This is a genomic window from Pseudomonas salicis (genome assembly GCF_057128705.1).
The window spans coordinates 104,905-125,422 of the sequence record NZ_JBSKHU010000003.1 but is presented as its reverse complement, the minus strand read 5'-3'; the positions used below and the strand labels follow the sequence as shown (position 1 = coordinate 125,422).

17 protein-coding genes are annotated in these 20,518 nt (G+C 60.7%); all 17 read left to right on the top strand.

The features are described 5' to 3' along the window. Positions 1-84: 84 nt before the first annotated feature. The 17 genes from ACWKWE_RS11255 to nuoN all read left to right on the top strand — a co-directional run bounded on the left by ACWKWE_RS11255 (position 85) and on the right by nuoN (position 19,861). Positions 85-1,251, top strand: coding sequence for a ribosomal protein uL16 3-hydroxylase (locus ACWKWE_RS11255; protein ID WP_483850549.1), 1,167 nt, complete (start codon positions 85-87; stop codon positions 1,249-1,251). Then, positions 1,244-1,675 (top strand): GNAT family N-acetyltransferase, encoded by a 432-nt coding sequence (locus ACWKWE_RS11250; protein ID WP_166594810.1) that lies wholly within the window; start codon positions 1,244-1,246, stop codon positions 1,673-1,675. Before ACWKWE_RS11255 ends, ACWKWE_RS11250 begins: the two co-directional genes overlap by 8 nt. Before the next feature lie 169 nt (positions 1,676-1,844). Then, a complete protein-coding gene (locus ACWKWE_RS11245; RefSeq protein ID WP_341963462.1) occupies positions 1,845-2,633 on the top strand; it encodes a secretin N-terminal domain-containing protein in 789 nt (262 codons plus the stop codon). 482 nt (positions 2,634-3,115) lie between these two features. Continuing rightward, entirely contained in the window at positions 3,116-4,441 is a 1,326-nt protein-coding gene (aceA, locus tag ACWKWE_RS11240; RefSeq protein ID WP_341963461.1) for an isocitrate lyase, read from the top strand. A 485-nt stretch (positions 4,442-4,926) separates the two neighbouring features. Continuing rightward, a complete protein-coding gene (locus tag ACWKWE_RS11235; RefSeq protein ID WP_108239282.1) occupies positions 4,927-5,340 on the top strand; it encodes an NADH-quinone oxidoreductase subunit A in 414 nt (137 codons plus the stop codon). A 10-nt stretch (positions 5,341-5,350) separates the two neighbouring features. Then, positions 5,351-6,025, top strand: a complete 675-nt coding sequence (locus ACWKWE_RS11230) for a NuoB/complex I 20 kDa subunit family protein (RefSeq protein ID WP_074755324.1) — start codon at positions 5,351-5,353, stop codon at positions 6,023-6,025. Between the two features lie 72 nt (positions 6,026-6,097). Further along, entirely contained in the window at positions 6,098-7,879 is a 1,782-nt protein-coding gene (nuoC, locus tag ACWKWE_RS11225; RefSeq protein ID WP_166594807.1) for an NADH-quinone oxidoreductase subunit C/D, read from the top strand. 2 nt (positions 7,880-7,881) lie between these two features. Continuing rightward, the gene (nuoE, locus tag ACWKWE_RS11220; protein WP_341963455.1) at positions 7,882-8,379 is read left to right on the top strand and encodes an NADH-quinone oxidoreductase subunit NuoE; all 498 of its coding nucleotides are present in this window, start codon (positions 7,882-7,884) and stop codon (positions 8,377-8,379) included. Next, positions 8,376-9,737, top strand: coding sequence for an NADH-quinone oxidoreductase subunit NuoF (gene nuoF, locus ACWKWE_RS11215; protein ID WP_341963453.1), 1,362 nt, complete (start codon positions 8,376-8,378; stop codon positions 9,735-9,737). The genes nuoE and nuoF overlap by 4 nt, the downstream gene beginning before the upstream one ends. A 140-nt stretch (positions 9,738-9,877) precedes the next feature. Next, the gene (nuoG, locus tag ACWKWE_RS11210; protein WP_166594804.1) at positions 9,878-12,595 is read left to right on the top strand and encodes an NADH-quinone oxidoreductase subunit NuoG; all 2,718 of its coding nucleotides are present in this window, start codon (positions 9,878-9,880) and stop codon (positions 12,593-12,595) included. Next, positions 12,592-13,581, top strand: a complete 990-nt coding sequence (gene nuoH / locus ACWKWE_RS11205; protein WP_166594803.1) for an NADH-quinone oxidoreductase subunit NuoH — start codon at positions 12,592-12,594, stop codon at positions 13,579-13,581. Before nuoG ends, nuoH begins: the two co-directional genes overlap by 4 nt. An 11-nt stretch (positions 13,582-13,592) precedes the next feature. Then, positions 13,593-14,141 (top strand): NADH-quinone oxidoreductase subunit NuoI, encoded by a 549-nt coding sequence (nuoI, locus tag ACWKWE_RS11200; protein ID WP_062380730.1) that lies wholly within the window; start codon positions 13,593-13,595, stop codon positions 14,139-14,141. Between the two features lie 9 nt (positions 14,142-14,150). Next, positions 14,151-14,651, top strand: coding sequence for an NADH-quinone oxidoreductase subunit J (gene nuoJ / locus ACWKWE_RS11195; RefSeq protein ID WP_062380728.1), 501 nt, complete (start codon positions 14,151-14,153; stop codon positions 14,649-14,651). Positions 14,652-14,655: 4 nt separating this feature from the next. Further along, positions 14,656-14,967, top strand: coding sequence for an NADH-quinone oxidoreductase subunit NuoK (nuoK, locus tag ACWKWE_RS11190; protein ID WP_166594802.1), 312 nt, complete (start codon positions 14,656-14,658; stop codon positions 14,965-14,967). After that, positions 14,964-16,811, top strand: a complete 1,848-nt coding sequence (gene nuoL, locus ACWKWE_RS11185; RefSeq protein ID WP_483850548.1) for an NADH-quinone oxidoreductase subunit L — start codon at positions 14,964-14,966, stop codon at positions 16,809-16,811. Before nuoK ends, nuoL begins: the two co-directional genes overlap by 4 nt. A 52-nt stretch (positions 16,812-16,863) precedes the next feature. Continuing rightward, positions 16,864-18,396: an NADH-quinone oxidoreductase subunit M gene (nuoM, locus tag ACWKWE_RS11180; RefSeq protein WP_166594800.1), complete on the top strand. Its 1,533-nt coding sequence runs from the start codon at positions 16,864-16,866 to the stop codon at positions 18,394-18,396. A gap of 7 nt (positions 18,397-18,403) precedes the next feature. Then, a complete protein-coding gene (gene nuoN, locus ACWKWE_RS11175) occupies positions 18,404-19,861 on the top strand; it encodes an NADH-quinone oxidoreductase subunit NuoN (protein WP_483850547.1) in 1,458 nt (485 codons plus the stop codon). The last annotated feature ends 657 nt before the right edge of the window (positions 19,862-20,518 follow it).

Here is a 20,518-nt window from a genome sequence, read left to right as displayed (position 1 = left end):
TCCAGCCGCACACGCTCTGAACGCCCGGCTGAGCCGGGCGTTTTTATTCCAGTCTGAAAAACACGTTTTTTCAATAGGTTACACATGAATCCTGATATTCCTGTTCAGCTGCTTGGTGGCATTACAGCGCGTGAGTTCCTGCGCGATTACTGGCAGAAAAAACCCCTGCTGATCCGCCAGGCGATTCCGGACTTCGAAAGCCCGATCGACGCTGACGAACTGGCCGGCCTGGCCCTGGAAGAAGAGATCGAGTCGCGCCTGATCATCGAGAACGGCATTCGCCCATGGGAACTGCGCCGCGGCCCGTTCGCCGAGGACGAGTTCAGCAAGCTGCCGGAAACCGAGTGGACCCTGCTGGTTCAGGCCGTCGATCAATTCGTGCCTGAAGTGGGCGAGCTGCTGGACAATTTCCGCTTCCTGCCGAGCTGGCGCATTGACGACGTGATGATCAGCTACGCCGCGCCAGGTGGCAGTGTTGGCCCGCACTTCGATAACTACGACGTTTTTCTGCTACAAGGCCATGGCAAGCGTCACTGGAAAATCGGCCAGATGTGCGACACCGACAGCCCGCTGCTTGAGCATGCCGACCTGCGCATCCTCGCCGACTTCCAGGGCACCGATGAGTGGACGCTGGAACCGGGCGACATGCTGTACCTGCCGCCACGCCTGGCTCACTGGGGCGTTGCCGTCGACGACTGCCTCACCTATTCGGTCGGTTTCCGCGCCCCGAGCGCGGCGGAAGTGCTGACCCACTTCACCGACTTCCTCAGCCAGTTCATGTCGGACGAAGAGCGTTACACCGACGCCGACGCGCAACCGGTCAGCGACCCGCACGAAATTCAACGCGACGCGCTGGATCGCCTGAAGGCCCTGCTCGCCGAACACATGAGCGACGAGCGCCTGCTGCTGACTTGGTTCGGCCAGTTCATGACCGAGCCACGCTACCCGGAAATGGTGGTCGGGCCGGAACTGGACGATGCTGAACTGCTCGACAGCATGGAACAGGGCGCGATCCTGATTCGCAACCCGAGCGCGCGCCTGGCGTGGTCCGAAGTCGACGAGGACCTGCTGCTGTTCGCCAGCGGCCAGAGCCGTCTGCTGCCCGGTCGTCTGCGCGAGCTGTTGAAACTGGTCTGCTCGGCCGATGCACTGCATATCGACAATCTGGGCCAATGGCTGGCAGATGACGATGGTCGTAACCTGCTCTGCGAGCTGGTCAAGCAAGGAAGTCTGGGGTTTGCTGATGAATAAGATCCACGTACGGGTAGCCGACTGGCAGAAAGACAACGCCGACATCCGGCGTATTCGCGAAGCTGTGTTCATCGCCGAGCAATCGGTGCCGCCCGAACTGGAGTGGGACGCCGAAGACGCAGGCGCAGGCGCACTGCATTTTCTGGCACTGGAAGGCGACTACCCGATTGGCACGGCCCGGCTGCTACCAGACGGCGAGATCGGGCGACTGTCGGTCCTCAAGGACTGGCGTGGCCTGAAAGTCGGAGACGCGCTGCTCAACTTCGTCATTGCCGAAGCGGAAAAGCGCGACCTCAAGGAGCAGAAACTCAGCGCCCAGGTGTACGCCACGGCGTTTTATGAGCGTTTTGGCTTTACCGTGGTGAGTGAGGAGTTCCTGGAAGCCGGTCTGCCTCACGTGGACATGGTGCGCAGCTCGCGCTAAACCGGCGATCTCGCGCACACTGAACGCCCCGCCGCCCTCGCCTTGGCTGACTATGCTGAGACCAGGACGCCGGGGCGTTCTGCTGTCTGCGATTCAATTTGGCCGTGTGCAGGCCGACAAACTGGCACACTCAACGCTTTGATGCGCCCCCTTCGCGGAGATCACACCGATGTCGTTACGCACCCTGCTCGCTTCAGTGCTGTTGGCTTGCAGCTTCACAGCCGTTGCCGCCACCGAAGTCATTCCCTTGAATTACCGCACCAGCGACGACCTGATGCCCACCGTGAAATCCTTTCTCGGCAACGAAGGCACCGTGAACGCCTACGGCAATAAGCTGATCGTGAATGCTGAACCGGCGAAAATCGGCGAGCTCCGCGACCTGCTGTCTCAGCTCGACACCGCGCCGAAACGCCTGATGATCAGCGTCGACACCAGCGACAACACCGTCCAGAACGACCAGGGCTATTCGGTCAACGGCACCGTGCGCTCACAAAATGGCCGCGTCAGTGCCGACGGCAAAACCCGGATCATTAATTACGGCACTGCCAGTCGTGACGGCGGCGTGCAACAGGTGCAGGCCAACGAAGGCACCCCGGCACTGATCCAGGTTGGTCAGAGCATTCCGATCACCAATGTGCAGACCGACTCATACGGCTATGCACAGACCAACACCCAATACCGCAACGTCACCCGCGGCTTCTACGTGACAGCCACGATTACTGGCGACATCGTTCACCTGAACATCAGCACCAACAACGACCGCATGAGCCAGCAACAGGCCGACGCGATCAAGGTGCAGAGCACAGACACGCAAGTCAGCGGGCGATTGGGCGAATGGATCACCCTCGCCGGGGTCAGCGACCAGTCCCGCGCCGACGAGCAGGGCGTTACCCGCCGCTACTCGACCCAGGGCCGCGACGACATGACCCTGCGCGTGAAGGTCGACAGCCTCGACTGAGCCCCTCCTGAGACCCCCTTCCCTCCCACAATATGTAGTGCCATTCAGCGCACTACATCTCGCCTGTTTCCCGTGACCACCCAGCATTCCCGCCGACTCCCCCGTACCAGCACCTCCGAGCCCGAAACTGACTGATGAGTCGTATTAGACGAAAGATGTAGTGCGCTAAAAATATCACTACAAAACGTTTGACGACGAAAAAAAGCCGAGGCATGATGGCCTCGCTCCCGCAGAAAAGAAGGTTTTGTAGAACGCAGCAGAATCGCGTCCGAACTTAACAAGATCGAGCCGATTCGCGTCTTTTAAGCCCAAAAGGCCGTTTCATCGCCTCACTACCGTGATCGCGAACAAACACCCCGATTGCAACGCATGCTTTCCGATTTCGTGAGCACCCAAAAGTGCGCCTTGAAGAAACCTCAGGCGCTGACAGAGCAACGAGCTTCACCTCTAGACCCACAAGACCAAGCGACGAGGTTTACCCCATGGCACTGACACGCGAACAACACATTGCAGCCATCGAGAAAGACTGGGCCGAGAATCCACGCTGGAAAGGCGTGACCCGCACCTACTCCGCTGCTGACGTCGTCCGCCTGCGTGGCTCGATCCAGCCAGAACACACGTTCGCCAAATTGGGCGCTGAAAAGCTCTGGAACCTGGTGACCCAAGGCGCGAAACCGTCCTTCCGTCCCGACAAAGACTTCGTCAACTGCATGGGCGCCCTGACCGGCGGTCAGGCCGTGCAACAAGTGAAGGCCGGCATCCAGGCGATCTATCTGTCCGGCTGGCAAGTGGCCGCGGACAACAACTCCGCCGAATCGATGTACCCCGACCAGTCGCTGTACCCGGTGGACTCGGTGCCGACCGTGGTCAAGCGCATCAATAACTCGTTCCGCCGCGCTGACCAGATTCAATGGAAAGCCGGCAAGAACCCGGGCGATGAAGGTTACATCGACTACTTCGCGCCGATCGTGGCGGACGCCGAAGCCGGTTTCGGCGGCGTACTGAACGCCTACGAGCTGATGAAAAGCATGATCGAAGCAGGCGCCGCAGGCGTGCACTTCGAAGACCAACTGGCCTCAGTGAAGAAATGCGGCCACATGGGCGGCAAGGTGCTGGTGCCGACTCAGGAAGCCGTGCAGAAGCTGGTGGCTGCGCGCCTGGCGGCTGACGTCGCTGGCGTTCCGACCATCATCCTGGCCCGCACCGACGCCAACGCGGCGGACCTGCTGACCTCGGACTGCGACCCGTACGACAAGCCGTTCGTGACCGGCACCCGTACCCCGGAAGGCTTCTACAAAGTGCGCGCCGGTCTGGATCAGGCCATCGCTCGCGGTCTGGCGTATGCGCCGTATGCCGACCTGATCTGGTGCGAAACCGCCAAACCGGACCTGGACGAAGCCCGTCGTTTCGCCGAGGCGATCAAGAAGGAATACCCGGATCAACTGCTGTCGTACAACTGCTCGCCTTCCTTCAACTGGAAGAAGAATCTGGACGACGCGACCATCGCCAAATTCCAGCGCGAGCTGTCGGCGATGGGCTACAAGCACCAGTTCATCACGCTGGCGGGCATCCACAACATGTGGCACAGCATGTTCAACCTGGCGCACGACTACGCCCGCAACGACATGACCGCCTACGTGAAGCTGCAAGAGCAGGAGTTCGCTGACGCTGCCAAAGGCTACACCTTCGTGGCGCACCAGCAGGAAGTGGGCACCGGCTACTTCGACGACATGACCACCGTAATTCAGGGCGGCCAGTCCTCGGTCACCGCGCTGACCGGCTCGACCGAAGAAGAACAGTTCCACTGAGTTCAACGCATCATGCAGAGGCCGCCCATGGGCGGCCTTTGTCATTTGCGGGCATTTAATCTCCTACTCAAGTAGTAGGTCATCAGTCGATAGACATGACGAATGGATCTGCAAAAGTTAATAAGAAAGATCGCCTATTAGCTCGTCATTTGACGGAAGCTGTTACGCCAACTTCATCAGCTCACGAGGACAGATGCAGAAGGCAGTTTCAAATGATAGTAATTATCATTTAACCCCTCGCTTTTTCTTTACCGTTTACAGAAAACATAATTAACGAAATGAGCTGTAATGCCCGTGTTCAGAGGCCCTAAGCACGTCATCCGTGATCTGGCTCATTAATCCCGTGAATAAATTTGATGTAGAAAATTTACTTGCCCCTGTTTTGCACATAAAATCCCGTGATTGATCGCTCTGCGACATATCGTCACTGCCTCTACTTCTTTTTCAAGCTCAGAGACCTTTGCTCTCTGCTAAGGATTGCCAGCATGTCCGAATCGACAGGTTTGATTGCCCACAACTGGGGCTTCGCCATTTTCCTTTTGGGCGTCATCGGCCTCTGCGCATTCATGCTCGGTCTCTCCAGCCTGCTCGGTTCCAAAGCCTGGGGTCGCAGCAAGAACGAACCGTTCGAATCCGGCATGCTGCCTACAGGCGGCGCCCGCCTGCGGCTCTCCGCAAAATTCTATCTGGTCGCGATGCTGTTCGTGATTTTCGATATCGAAGCCCTCTTTCTGTACGCCTGGTCTGTGTCCGTCCGCGAAAGCGGCTGGACCGGCTTCGCCGAAGCTCTCGTTTTCATAGCAATTCTGTTGGCAGGTCTTGTCTACCTATGGCGGGTAGGGGCGCTCGATTGGGCTCCCGTTGGTCGTCGTAATCGGCAGGCGAAGCTAAAACAATGAGGCTTTGGCAATGCAATACAATCTCACCAGGATCGACCCCGATGCTCCTAACGAGCAGTATCCGATTGGCGAACGGGAAACCGTTTCCGATCCGTTAGAGGATCAAGTTCACAAAAACATCTTCATGGGCAAGCTCGAAGACGTGCTGAGCGGTGCTGTCAACTGGGGTCGCAAGAACTCCCTTTGGCCGTACAACTTCGGTCTGTCTTGCTGCTACGTGGAAATGACCACCGCCTTCACGGCGCCTCACGACATCGCGCGCTTTGGCGCCGAAGTCATCCGGGCATCGCCGCGTCAGGCCGACTTCATGGTCATCGCCGGCACCTGCTTCATCAAGATGGCCCCGATCATCCAGCGCCTTTACGAGCAAATGCTCGAACCTAAATGGGTCATTTCCATGGGTTCGTGCGCCAACTCCGGTGGCATGTATGACATCTATTCCGTTGTGCAGGGCGTGGACAAGTTCCTGCCTGTCGATGTCTACGTGCCCGGCTGCCCGCCCCGCCCAGAGGCATTTCTGCAAGGCTTGATGCTGTTGCAGGAATCCATTGGCCAGGAGCGACGTCCTCTGTCCTGGGTCGTCGGCGACCAAGGCGTGTACCGCGCCGAGATGCCGTCGCAGAAGGAACAGCGCCGCGAACAGCGTATCGCGGTGACCAACCTGCGCAGCCCCGACGAAGTCTGATCCAGTTTTCTTTACAAAAAGAAGCCTGAACCTGGGTTCATTCTGTACGTTGACCGATAGCGATCGAGACCTATGACTGCAGACACCGCTCTGTACATCCCGCCTTACAAGGCTGACGACCAAGAGGTCGTCGTTGAATTGCACAACCGTTTTGGCGCCGACGCGTTCACCGCCCAATCCACCGTCACTGGCATGCCAGTGCTGTGGGTGGCGCGCGCCAGACTGTTCGAAATCCTGACATTCCTGCGCAACGTGCCCAAGCCGTACTCGATGCTGTACGACCTGCACGGCGTCGACGAACGCCTGCGCACCAAGCGCCGTGGCTTGCCGGACGCTGACTTCACCGTCTTCTACCACCTGCTGTCGGTAGAGCGTAATAGTGACGTCATGATCAAAGTGGCCTTGTCCGAGGGCGACCTCAGCGTGCCGACCGTCACCAGCATCTGGCCGAACGCCAACTGGTACGAGCGTGAAGTGTGGGACATGTTCGGGATCGACTTCCCGGGCCACCCGCACTTGAGCCGCATCATGATGCCGCCGACCTGGGAAGGTCACCCGCTGCGCAAGGACTACCCTGCCCGCGCCACCGAATTCGACCCGTACAGCCTGACGCTGGCCAAACAGCAACTGGAAGAGGAAGCTGCGCGTTTCCGTCCGGAAGACTGGGGCATGAAGCGTTCCGGCACCAACGAGGACTACATGTTCCTCAACCTGGGTCCGAACCACCCTTCCGCTCACGGTGCATTCCGTATCGTGTTGCAGCTGGACGGCGAAGAGATCGTCGACTGCGTACCTGACATTGGCTACCACCACCGTGGTGCCGAAAAGATGGCCGAGCGTCAGTCCTGGCACAGCTTCATCCCGTACACCGACCGTATCGACTACCTCGGCGGCGTGATGAACAACCTGCCGTATGTGCTTTCGGTCGAGAAGCTGGCCGGCATCAAGGTGCCTGAGAAGGTCGACGTCATCCGCATCATGATGGCCGAGTTCTTCCGGATCACCAGCCACCTGCTGTTCCTGGGTACGTACATCCAGGACGTCGGTGCGATGACCCCGGTGTTCTTCACCTTCACCGACCGCCAGAAAGCCTACACCGTGATCGAAGCCATCACCGGTTTCCGCCTGCACCCGGCCTGGTACCGCATCGGTGGCGTCGCTCACGACCTGCCACGCGGCTGGGACAAGCTGGTCAAGGATTTCGTCGAATGGCTGCCGAAACGCCTGGACGAATACACCAAGGCTGCGCTGCAGAACAGCATCCTCAAGGGCCGTACCATCGGCGTCGCCGCCTACAACACCAAAGAGGCCCTGGAATGGGGCGTCACCGGTGCCGGGCTGCGTTCCACCGGTTGCGACTTCGATCTGCGCAAGGCGCGCCCGTACTCGGGTTACGAGAACTTCGAATTCGAAGTGCCGCTGGCGCACAACGGCGATGCCTATGACCGCTGCATGGTCCGCGTCGAAGAGATGCGCCAGAGCATCAAGATCATCGACCAGTGCATGCGCAACATGCCGGAAGGCCCGTACAAAGCGGATCACCCGCTGACCACGCCGCCGCCGAAAGAGCGCACCCTGCAGCACATCGAAACCTTGATCACGCACTTCCTGCAAGTTTCGTGGGGCCCGGTCATGCCGGCCAACGAATCCTTCCAGATGATCGAAGCGACCAAGGGCATCAACAGTTATTACCTGACGAGCGACGGCGGCACCATGAGCTACCGTACCCGGATTCGCACCCCAAGCTACCCGCACCTGCAGCAGATCCCTTCGGTGATCAAAGGCAGCATGGTCGCGGACTTGATCGCGTACCTGGGTAGTATCGACTTCGTTATGGCCGACGTGGACCGCTAAGCATGAACAGCACGCTTATCCAGACAGACCGTTTCGCCTTGAGCGAATCCGAGCGCTCGGCCATCGAGCACGAAATGCATCACTACGAGGACCCGCGCGCGGCGTCCATCGAAGCCCTGAAGATTGTCCAGAAGGAACGCGGCTGGGTGCCGGACGGCGCGATTTACGCCATTGGCGAAGTGCTGGGCATCCCCGCCAGCGACGTTGAAGGCGTGGCCACGTTCTACAGCCAGATCTTCCGTCAGCCCGTGGGCCGTCACATCATCCGCGTCTGCAACAGCATGGTCTGCTATATCGCCGGTCACGAAGACATCGTCGGCGAAATCCAGAACAAGCTGGGCATCGGCCTGGGTCAGACCACCGCCGATGGCCGCTTCACGCTGCTGCCGGCCTGCTGCCTGGGCAACTGCGACAAGGCGCCGGCGGTCATGATCGACGACGACACTTTCGGCAATCTGCAGCCGGCTGGCGTTGCCCAGCTGCTGGAGGGTTACGTATGACCATCACTTCCTTCGGCCCGGCCAACCTGATCCAGCGCACGCCGGAAACCCACCCGCTGACCTGGCGCCTGCGCGACGACGGCGAGCCCGTGTGGTTCGACGAATACGTGGCCAAAGACGGCTACGCGGCTGCCCGCAAGGCCTTTGCCCAGCAATCGCCTGACGAAATCGTTCAGTCGGTCAAGGACTCCGGCCTCAAGGGTCGCGGCGGTGCAGGCTTTCCCACGGGCGTGAAGTGGGGCCTGATGCCTAAAGACGAATCCATGAACATCCGCTACTTGCTGTGCAATGCGGACGAGATGGAACCGAACACCTGGAAAGACCGCATGCTGATGGAGCAACTGCCCCATCTGCTGGTAGAAGGCATGCTGATCAGTGCCCGCGCGCTGAAGGCCTACCGGGGCTACATCTTCCTGCGTGGCGAATACGTCACCGCTGCCAAGCACTTGAACCGCGCCGTGGCTGAAGCCAAGGCGGCAGGTCTGCTGGGCAAGAACATCCTGGGCACCGGGTTCGACTTCGAACTGTTCGTGCACACCGGCGCCGGGCGTTACATCTGCGGTGAAGAGACCGCGCTGATCAACTCCCTGGAAGGCCGTCGCGCCAACCCGCGCTCCAAGCCGCCCTTCCCTGCCGCTGTCGGCGTGTGGGGCAAGCCGACCTGCGTGAACAACGTCGAAACCCTGTGCAACGTCCCGGCGATCGTGAACAACGGCAACGACTGGTACAAATCGCTGGCCCGCGAAGGCAGCGAAGACCACGGCACCAAGCTGATGGGCTTCTCCGGCAAGGTGAAGAACCCCGGCATCTGGGAATTGCCGTTCGGTCTGCCCGCGCGCGAGCTGTTCGAAGACTACGCGGGCGGCATGCGCGATGGCTTCAAGCTCAAATGCTGGCAGCCCGGCGGTGCCGGTACCGGTTTCCTGTTGCCTGAGCACTTGGACTGCGCCTTCTACGCCGGTGGCGTGGCCAAGGTCGGCACCCGAATGGGTACGGGCCTGGCGATGGCGGTGGACGACAAGGTCAACATGGTGTCGTTGCTGCGCAACATGGAAGAGTTCTTCGCCCAGGAGTCGTGCGGTTTCTGCACCCCTTGCCGCGATGGCTTGCCATGGAGCGTGAAGATGCTGCGCGCCCTCGAAAATGGCCAGGGTCAACCGGGCGATATCGAGACGCTGCTGGGGTTGGTCAACTTCCTCGGCCCAGGCAAGACCTTCTGCGCCCACGCACCGGGCGCCGTGGAACCTCTGGGCAGCGCGATCAAATACTTCCGCTCGGAATTCGAAGCCGGCATCGCACCTCAACGTGCGGCGCCCGGTCTCGTTCCCGGCAAAGCACCGACGATTGTCGGCGCATAAAAAAGACTGACCGGTCGATAAGCCTCAAAAACCTGTCGACCTTTGCCCCGGTTGCGCCTCACTGGCTGTTTGAACCGTGGCAGCACCGAGATTCCATTAGCCACGCCCGCTGACACCGGGCCAACGAAGAACTTTGAACCATGGCTACTATCCACGTAGACGGCAAAGCGCTCGAAGTCGATGGCGCAGACAACCTGTTACAGGCCTGTCTGTCGCTGGGGCTCGACATCCCTTATTTCTGCTGGCATCCAGCCCTTGGCAGCGTTGGCGCCTGTCGCCAGTGCGCGGTCAAGCAGTACACCGACGAGAACGACACCCGTGGTCGTATCGTCATGTCCTGCATGACCCCTGCCACGGACAACACCTGGATCTCCATCGACGACGACGAATCCAAGGCGTTCCGCGCCAGCGTCGTCGAATGGCTGATGACCAACCACCCGCACGACTGCCCGGTCTGCGAGGAAGGCGGTCACTGCCATTTGCAGGACATGACCGTGATGACCGGCCACAACGAGCGCCGGTATCGCTTCACCAAACGCACCCACCAGAACCAGGAGCTGGGCCCGTTCATCGCGCATGAGATGAACCGTTGCATCGCCTGCTATCGCTGCGTGCGCTTCTATAAAGACTACGCCGGGGGCACCGACCTCGGCGTGTTCGGCGCCCACGACAACGTGTACTTCGGTCGCGTTGAAAGCGGCACGCTGGAAAGCGAGTTCTCCGGCAACCTCACCGAGGTCTGCCCGACCGGTGTGTTCACCGACAAGACCCACTCCGAGCGCTACAACCGCAAATGGGACATGCAGTTCTCGCCGAGTATCTGCCATGGCTGCTCCAGCGGTTGCAACATCAGCCCCGGCGAGCGTTACGGCGAAATCCGCCGCATCGAGAACCGCTACAACGGTTCGGTGAACCAATACTTCCTGTGTGACCGTGGCCGTTTCGGCTATGGCTATGTCAACCGCACTGACCGTCCACGTCAGCCGCTGCTGACCCAAGGCAACGTCAAGCTGAGCCTGGACGAAGCACTGGACAAGGCCGCCGACCTGCTGCGCGGTCGCAACATCGTCGGCATCGGTTCGCCACGTGCCAGCCTGGAAAGCAACTTCGCCCTGCGCGAACTGGTCGGTGCCGAGCATTTCTACTCGGGCATCGAAGCCGGTGAGCTGGAGCGTGTGCGTCTGGTCGTTCAGGTCCTGAAAGACAGCCCGCTGCCGATCCCGACCCTGCGTGAAGTCGAAGAGCACGACGCCGTGTTCATCCTCGGCGAAGACGTCACTCAGACCGCCGCACGCATGGCCCTCGGTCTGCGTCAGTCGGTGAAAAACAAGGCTGAAGACATGGCCGCTGCGATGAAAGTCCAGCCATGGCTCGACGCCGCCGTGAAGAACATCGGTCAGCACGAACTGAACCCGCTGTTCATCGCCAGCCTCGCTGACACCCGTCTGGACGACATCGCCGAAGAGTGTGTACACGCCGCTCCCGACGATCTGGCCCGCATCGGTTTTGCCGTGGCCCACGCCATCGATGCAAGCGCCCCTGCGGTTGCGGGTCTGGACGCCGAAGCGCTGGAACTGGCCGGTCGTATCGCTGAGGCCCTGCTGGCCGCCAAGCGTCCGTTGATCGTGTCCGGCACTTCGCTGGGTTCCAACGCGCTGATCGAAGCCGCTGCCAACATCGCCAAAGCCCTGAAACTGCGCGACAAGAACGGCTCCCTGAGCCTGATCGTGCCGGAAGCCAACAGCATGGGCCTGGCCCTGTTCGGTGGTGATTCGGTCGATGCCGCGCTGGATCAAGTGATCTCGGGCAAGGCCGACGCCATCGTCGTGCTGGAAAACGACCTGTTCACCCGCGTTGACGCTGCCAAGGTCGAAGCTGCACTTAAAGCCGCAAAAGTGGTGATCGTCGCTGACCACCAGAAGACTGCGACCACTGACCGTGCTGACCTCGTGCTGCCAGCCGCCAGCTTCGCTGAAGGCGACGGTACGCTGGTCAGCCAGGAAGGCCGCGCCCAGCGCTTCTTCCAGGTCTATGATCCGACCTACCTCGACGCCAGCATCCAGATCCATGAAGGCTGGCGCTGGCTGCACGCCCTGCGCGCGACCCTGCTGAACAAGCCTGTGGACTGGACGCAACTGGACCACGTCACCGAAGCCGTCGCCGCGAGTAATGCGCAACTGGCCGGTATCGTCGGTGCCGCCCCTTCCGCCAGCTTCCGCATCAAGGGCCTGAAACTGGCCCGCGAACCGCTGCGTTACAGCGGCCGGACGGCCATGCGCGCCAACATCAGTGTGCATGAACCGCGTACCTCTCAGGACAAGGACACCGCGTTCTCGTTCTCGATGGAAGGTTACTCGGGCTCCGCCGAACCGCGCTCCCAGGTGCCTTTCGCCTGGTCGCCGGGCTGGAACTCCCCACAAGCGTGGAACAAGTTCCAGGACGAAGTGGGTGGTCACCTGCGTGCAGGCGATCCGGGCGTACGCCTGATCGAAAGCAGCGGCGACAAGCTGAGCTGGTTCGCAGCCGTGCCTCGCGCCTTCTCCCCTGCCCAAGGCACCTGGCAGGTCGTGCCGTTCTTCCACCTGTTCGGCAGCGAGGAAAACTCCTCGAAAGCCGCACCGGTGCAAGAGCGTATCCCTGAAGCCTACGTGTCGCTGGCCAAGTCCGAAGCGGACCGCCTGGGCGTCAACGACGGTGCCTTGCTCAGCCTCAACGTTGCCGGTCAGACCCTGCGTCTGCCACTGCGCATCAATGAGGAACTGGGCGCAGGTCTGGTGGCACTGCCATCGGGTCTGGTCGGCATTCCTCCGGCCCTGGCCGGGAAAACCGTTGAGGGTCTGCAGGAGGCAGCACAATGACGTGGTTTACCCCTGAAGTGATCGACTCGATCATCGCGGTTCTCAAGGCCATCGTGGTGCTGCTCGCCGTGGTGGTCTGCGGCGCGCTGCTCAGCTTCGTCGAACGTCGTCTGCTGGGCTGGTGGCAGGACCGTTACGGTCCGAACCGCGTCGGCCCGTTCGGTATGTTCCAGATCGCTGCGGACATGCTGAAGATGTTCTTCAAGGAAGACTGGAACCCGCCCTTCGTCGACAAGATGATCTTCACCCTGGCGCCGGTCGTCGCCATGAGTGCCCTGCTGATCTCGTTCTCGATCATCCCGGTCACCCAGACCTGGGTGGTCGCCGACCTGAACATCGGCCTGCTGTTCTTCTTCGCCATGGCCGGTCTCTCGGTCTACGCGGTGTTGTTCGCCGGTTGGTCCTCGAACAACAAGTACGCCCTGCTGGGCAGCTTGCGTGCCTCGGCACAAACCGTCTCGTACGAAGTGTTCCTGGGCCTGTCCCTGATGGGCATCATCGTGCAGGTCGGTTCGTTCAACATGGGCGACATCGTTCAGTACCAGGCCGATCACCTGTGGTTCATCATTCCGCAGTTCTTCGGCTTCTGTACCTTCTTCATCGCTGGCGTCGCCGTGACTCACCGTCACCCGTTCGACCAGCCGGAAGCGGAACAGGAACTGGCCGACGGTTACCACATTGAATACGCCGGCATGAAGTGGGGCATGTTCTTCGTCGGTGAGTACATCGGCATCATCCTGATCTCGGCGCTGCTGGTGACCCTGTTCTTCGGTGGCTGGCACGGCCCGTTCAACATCCTGCCGCAACTGTCATTCATGTGGTTCGTCCTGAAAACCGCGTTCTTCATCATGCTGTTCATCCTGCTGCGCGCTTCTATCCCGCGTCCGCGTTATGACCAGGTGATGGATTTCAGCTGGAAGTTCTGCCTGCCACTGACCCTGATCAATTTGCTAGTGACCGCTGCGGTCGTCTTGGCGGCTCAGTGAGGATTTGACCCATGTTCAAATATATTGGCGACATCGTTAAGGGTACGGGTACCCAGCTACGCAGCCTGATCATGGTCTTCGGCCATGGCTTCCGTAAGCGCGACACCCTGCAATACCCGGAAGAAGCGGTTTACCTGCCACCGCGTTACCGTGGCCGTATCGTCCTGACCCGCGACCCCGACGGCGAAGAGCGCTGCGTAGCGTGCAACCTGTGCGCCGTGGCCTGCCCGGTCGGCTGCATCTCGCTGCAGAAAGCCGAGACCGAAGACGGTCGCTGGTACCCGGACTTCTTCCGCATCAACTTCTCGCGTTGCATCTTCTGCGGTCTCTGTGAAGAAGCCTGCCCGACCACCGCGATCCAGCTCACGCCGGATTTCGAAATGGCCGAGTTCAAACGTCAGGATCTGGTGTACGAGAAGGAAGATCTGCTGATCTCCGGTCCCGGCAAGAACCCTGACTACAACTTCTACCGCGTTGCGGGGATGGCGATCGCTGGCAAGCCGAAAGGCGCCGCACAGAACGAAGCCGAGCCCATCAACGTCAAGAGCTTGCTGCCTTAAGGAAGAAAGATGGAATTCGCTTTCTATTTCGCATCCGGCATTGCTGTTGTGGCCACCCTTCGGGTGATTACCAACACGAACCCGGTGCACGCCCTGCTCTACCTGATCATTTCGCTGATCGCCGTGGCCATGACGTTCTTCAGCCTCGGCGCGCCGTTCGCCGGTGCCCTGGAAGTGATCGCCTACGCCGGTGCCATCATGGTGCTGTTCGTGTTCGTGGTGATGATGCTGAACTTGGGCCCGGCCTCGGTTCAGCAGGAACGCGCCTGGCTTAAGCCCGGTATCTGGCTCGGCCCGATCCTGCTGGGCGGCTTGCTGCTGGCCGAGCTGCTGTATGTGCTGTTCGCCAACTCCACCGGTGCCGGTATCGGTCACACCACGGTGGACGCCAAGGCCGTCGGCATCAGCCTGTTCGGTCCTTACCTGCTGGTTGTCGAACTCGCGTCGATGCTGCTGCTCGCTGCAGCCGTGACGGCGTTCCATGTCGGCCGCAACGAGGCGAAGGAGTAACCCCATGCACTCGACGATCCCTCTCGAACATGGCCTGGCGGTTGCCGGTGTCCTGTTCTGCCTCGGTCTGGCGGGCCTGTTGGTACGCCGCAACATTCTGTTCGTGTTGATGAGCCTGGAAGTGATGATGAACTCTGCCGCACTGGCCTTCGTCGTGGCGGGCAGCCGCTGGGCGCAGCCTGACGGTCAGATCATGTTCATTCTGGTGATCAGCCTTGCCGCAGCCGAGGCCAGCATTGGCCTGGCGATCCTGCTGCAACTGTATCGCCGCTTCCACACTCTCGATATCGACGCTGCCAGCGAGATGCGCGGATGAACCTACTCTTCCTGACGTTCGTATTCCCTCTGATCGGCTTTTTGCTGCTGTCGTTCTCGCGCGGCAAATGGTCGGAAAACCTGTCTGCCCTGATCGGTGTCGGCTCCATTGGCCTGTCGGCCATCGTCGCTGCCTACGTGATCTGGCAATTCAACGTCGCGCCGCCGGAAGGCGGTCACCTGACCCTGGTGCTGTGGCAGTGGATGTCGGTTGACGGCTTCGACCCTAACTTCGCCCAGTACGTCGATGGCCTGTCCATCACCATGCTGGGTGTCGTGGTCGGCGTCGGCTTCCTGATCCACCTGTTCGCGTCCTGGTACATGCGCGGTGAAGACGGCTACTCGCGTTTCTTCTCCTACACCAACCTGTTTATTGCCAGCATGTTGTTCCTGATCCTGGGCGACAACCTGCTGTTCATCTACTTCGGTTGGGAAGGCGTGGGCCTGTGCTCGTACCTGTTGATCGGTTTCTATTACAGCAACCGCAACAACGGCAACGCCGCACTGAAAGCCTTCATCGTGACCCGCATCGGCGACGTGTTCATGGCGATCGGCCTGTTCATCCTGTTCCAGCAACTGGGCACGCTGAACATTCAGGAACTGCTGGTCCGTGCGCCTCAGCACTTCAAGGTCGGCGATTTCTGGATCGTGCTGGCGACCCTGATGCTGCTGGGCGGTGCGGTCGGTAAATCGGCGCAACTGCCGCTACAAACCTGGTTGGCAGACGCAATGGCCGGTCCTACCCCGGTGTCGGCACTGATCCACGCCGCCACCATGGTGACCGCGGGCGTCTACCTGATCGCCCGTACCCACGGCCTGTTCGCCCTGGCGCCGGACATCCTGCACCTGGTCGGCATCGTCGGCGGTGTGACCCTGGTGCTGGCCGGTTTCGCAGCACTGGTGCAGACCGACATCAAACGTATCCTCGCCTACTCGACCATGAGCCAGATCGGCTACATGTTCCTGGCGCTGGGTGTGGGTGCCTGGGAAGGCGCGATCTTCCACCTGATGACCCACGCATTCTTCAAGGCCCTGCTGTTCCTTGCCTCCGGTGCGGTGATCGTTGCCTGCCACCACGAGCAGAACATCTTCAAGATGGGCGGCCTGTGGAAGAAACTGCCGCTGGCCTACACCAGCTTCATCGTCGGCGGCGCGGCCCTGGCGGCACTGCCGATCCTGACCGCAGGCTTCTACTCCAAGGACGAGATCCTCTGGGAAGCCTTCGCCAGCGGCCATCAGTATCTGCTCTACGCAGGTCTGGTCGGTGCCTTCATGACGTCGCTGTACACCTTCCGCCTGATCTTCATCGCCTTCCACGGCGAAGCGAAGACCGAAGCCCACGCTGGCCATGGGATTTCCCACTGGCTGCCGTTGAGCGTGCTGATCGTGCTGTCGACCTTCATCGGCGCCTGGATTCATCCACCGCTGGCTGGCGTACTGCCGGAAAGCGCGGGTCACGCCGGTGGCGAAGCCAAGCACAGCCTGGAAATCGCCTCGGGTGCCATTGCCCTGGCCGGTATCCTGCTGTCCGCGCTGCTGTTCCTCGGCAAGCGTCGTCTGGTGACGGCCATCGCCAACAGCGGTCCGGGTCGTTTCCTGTCCGCCTGGTGGTTCGCGGCTTGGGGCTTCGACTGGGTTTACGATTTGCTGTTCGTCAAACCTTACCTGGCTATCAGCCGTCTGCTGCGTGGCGACCCGCTCGACCACACCATCGGCCTGATCCCGCGTCTCGCGAAAGCCGGTAACACGTTGATGAGCCGCAGTGAAACCGGTCAGCTCCGCTGGTACGCCGCTTCGATCGCCGCAGGTGCCGTACTGGTGCTTGGCGCGATTGTGCTGGTCTGATGAGTCGATCTGACATGAACCTTGCGACTTTGCGAAAGGAATTGAGCCCGTCATGATTCTGCCTTGGCTAATCCTGATCCCCTTCATCGGCGGCCTGCTGTGCTGGCAAGGTGAGCGCTTCGGCCCTACCCTGCCGCGCTGGATTGCGCTGCTGACAATGTCCCTCCTCACGGCCCTGGGTCTGTGGTTGTGGATGACCGGTACTTACAGCTACGCGCCAGCCCCTGGCGCCGATCCGACCTGGGCCGTTGAATTCAAGGCCCAGTGGATCCAGCGCTTCGGCATCAGCGTGCACCTGGCGCTGGATGGCCTGTCGTTGCTGATGATTCTCCTGACCGGCCTGCTGGGTATCCTTTCGGTACTCTGCTCGTGGAAAGAGATCCAGCGTAACGTCGGCTTCTTCCACCTCAACCTGATGTGGATCCTGGGCGGTGTCGTCGGCGTGTTCCTCGCCATCGACCTGTTCATGTTCTTCTTCTTCTGGGAAATGATGCTGGTGCCGATGTACTTCCTCATCGCGCTCTGGGGTCACAGCTCGGCAGACGGCAAGAAAACCCGTATCTACGCCGCGACCAAGTTCTTCATCTTCACTCAGGCCAGCGGCCTGATCATGCTGGTGGCGATCCTCGGTCTGGTGCTGGTGCATTTCAACCAGACCGGCGTAATCACCTTCGCCTACGCGGACCTGTTGAAGACCAAGCTGTCCCACAGCACCGAGTACATCCTGATGCTGGGCTTCTTCATCGCCTTCGCGGTGAAGCTGCCGATCGTGCCGCTGCACTCCTGGTTGCCTGACGCTCACGCCCAGGCCCCAACCGCAGGTTCCGTGGACCTGGCGGGTATCCTGCTGAAGACCGCTGCGTATGGTCTGTTGCGTTTTGCCCTGCCGCTGTTCCCGAACGCCTCGGCAGAGTTCGCGCCGATTGCGATGATCCTCGGCCTGATCGGTATCTTCTACGGCGCCTTCCTGGCGTTCGCGCAGACCGACATCAAGCGCCTGATCGCCTTCTCCAGCGTCTCGCACATGGGCTTCGTGCTGATCGGTATCTACTCCGGCAGCCTGCAAGCGCTGCAAGGTGTGGTGGTTCAGATGCTGGCGCACGGTCTGTCGGCCGCCGCGCTCTTTATCCTCAGCGGTCAGCTGTACGAGCGCACCCACACTCGCGACATGCGTGAAATGGGCGGCTTGTGGAACAAGATCGCGTACCTGCCGGCCATCAGCCTGTTCTTCGCCGCCGCGTCGCTGGGCCTGCCAGGCACCGGTAACTTCGTCGGCGAGTTCCTGATCCTGATCGGCAGCTTCGTCCACGCACCGTGGATCACGGCCATCGCGACGTCCGGCCTGGTGTTCGGTTCGGTGTATTCGCTGATCATGATCCACCGCGTGTACTTCGGCCCGGCCAAGACCGAGGAAATCCTCAAGGGCATGGACGGTCGGGAATTGATCATGGTGCTCGGCCTGGCCGTGTTGCTGGTCCTGCTGGGTATCGCCCCGCAGCACGTTCTCGACACTTCCACGGCGACCATGCATGGCGTGCAGCAATGGCTCGGCACCGCCTTCACTCAACTCGCTTCGGCCCGGTAAGAGCGCTATGGACCTGACGATTCAACACTTTATTGCGCTGGCGCCGCTGCTGATTACCAGCATCACCGTTGTGGTGGTGATGCTGGGCATCGCATGGCGTCGCAATCACTCGCAATCGTTCCTGCTCACCGTGGCGGGACTCAACCTGGCATTGCTGTCGATTTACCCGGCCCTCAAGGTCGCGCCGCTGGTGGTCACTCCCCTGCTGCAGATCGATAGCTTCGCCCTGCTGTACATCGGCATCATCCTGGTCTCGACCCTGGCGTGTGTCACCCTGGCACACGCCTATCTGGGTGAAGGCAAGGCGGGTTACCCGGGCAACCGCGAAGAGCTTTACCTGCTGATCCTCATGGCTGCGGCCGGTGCGATGGTGCTGGTCGCCGCGCAACACCTGGCCAGCCTGTTCATCGGTCTGGAACTGCTGTCGGTGCCGGTCTACGGTCTGGTGGCGTACGCCTTCTTCAACAAGCGTTCGCTGGAAGCCGGTATCAAGTACATGGTGCTGTCGGCCGCCGGTTCCGCGTTCCTGCTGTTCGGCATGGCGCTGCTGTACGCCGACGCGGGCAGCCTGGGCTTCGCTGAAATCGGCAAGGCTCTCGCGGCCACCGGCATGCCAAGCCAGATGGCGAGCCTGGGTCTGGGCATGATGTTGATCGGCCTGGGCTTCAAGCTGTCGCTGGTGCCGTTCCACCTGTGGACCCCGGACGTGTACGAAGGCGCTCCTGCCCCGGTGGCGGCGTTCCTCGCCACCGCCAGCAAGGTCGCGGTGTTCGGTGTGCTGGTTCGCCTCTTCCATATCTCCCCGGCCGCCACCAGCGGCGTGCTGACCGATGTCATGTCGGTCATCGCCGTCGCGTCGATCATCATCGGTAACCTGCTGGCCCTGACTCAGAACAACCTCAAGCGTCTGCTGGGTTATTCGTCCATCGCGCACTTCGGCTACATGATGATCGCGATGGTCGCCAGCAAAGGCATGGCCGTCGAGGCGATCAGCGTGTACCTGGTGACCTACGTCCTGACCAGCCTGGGTGCGTTCGGCGTGATCACGCTGATGTCGTCGCCGTACAGCGGCCGCGATGCGGATGCGCTGTTCGAATACCGTGGCCTGTTCTGGCGCCGTCCGTACCTGACCGCTGTACTGACCGTGATGATGCTGTCGCTGGCCGGTATTCCGCTCACCACGGGCTTCATCGGTAAGTTCTACATCATCGCGACGGGCGTCGAAGCTCACCTGTGGTGGCTGACCGGTTCGCTGGTGATTGGCAGTGCGATCGGTGTGTTCTATTACCTGCGGGTGATGGTGACGCTGTATCTGCAAGACTCGAAGATCCAGCGCCACGATGCCCCGTTCAACTGGGCGCAACGTGCGGGTGGTGTGATGCTGTTGGGGATTACGCTGCTGGCGTTCTTCCTGGGTGTCTATCCACAGCCGCTGCTGACGCTGGTGCAACACGCCGGGTTGTGATGGTTCGGTAGATGTGAAGAAGCCCTGCTCTTGAGCGGGGCTTTTTTGTGGGTGAGGGTTTTGGGTGTATATCCATTGCTGCGGTAACGGCAGCTAATGGTTCCGCCCTTACGGCGGGTCACTTTTGGCAAGAGCGCCCGGAATGCCGGCCCAGCCAAAAGTAACCAAAAACGCTTTGCTCCTGGTTTGGCCCTCCTTCGTCGGGTTCCCTCACTCCGGCGACACTCCGTGGGCCCGCGCCGAACGGACATCCATGTCCTTGCGGCGCTCTCGCGGCATCCCTGCCGCTCGACCCACTCCGCATCGCCTGCGTTCGGCCTGCACCCAAGTCGCGTTCTGCGGTGTCTGGTCTATCGCGGAAGAAGAGCAACAGCGATTCTGGCTGGAGCTAACGCTCTTCGCGGGTTGGGCGCTCACGCTCTCCCCGTCATACCTCAATCCCCTGTGGGAGCGAATTCATTCGCGAAAAATGGCTCTGGCGATAGAGATGCACCGGATGTACCGGCATTGCGGTCGGGCGCCCACGGAATCTTAGTCATGCCCCAATCCCTGTGGGAATTCATTCGCGAAAAGTGGCTGACGATAGAGATGCACCGGATGTACCGGCATTGCGGTCGGGCGCCCACGGAATCTTAGTCATGCCCCAATCCCTGTGGG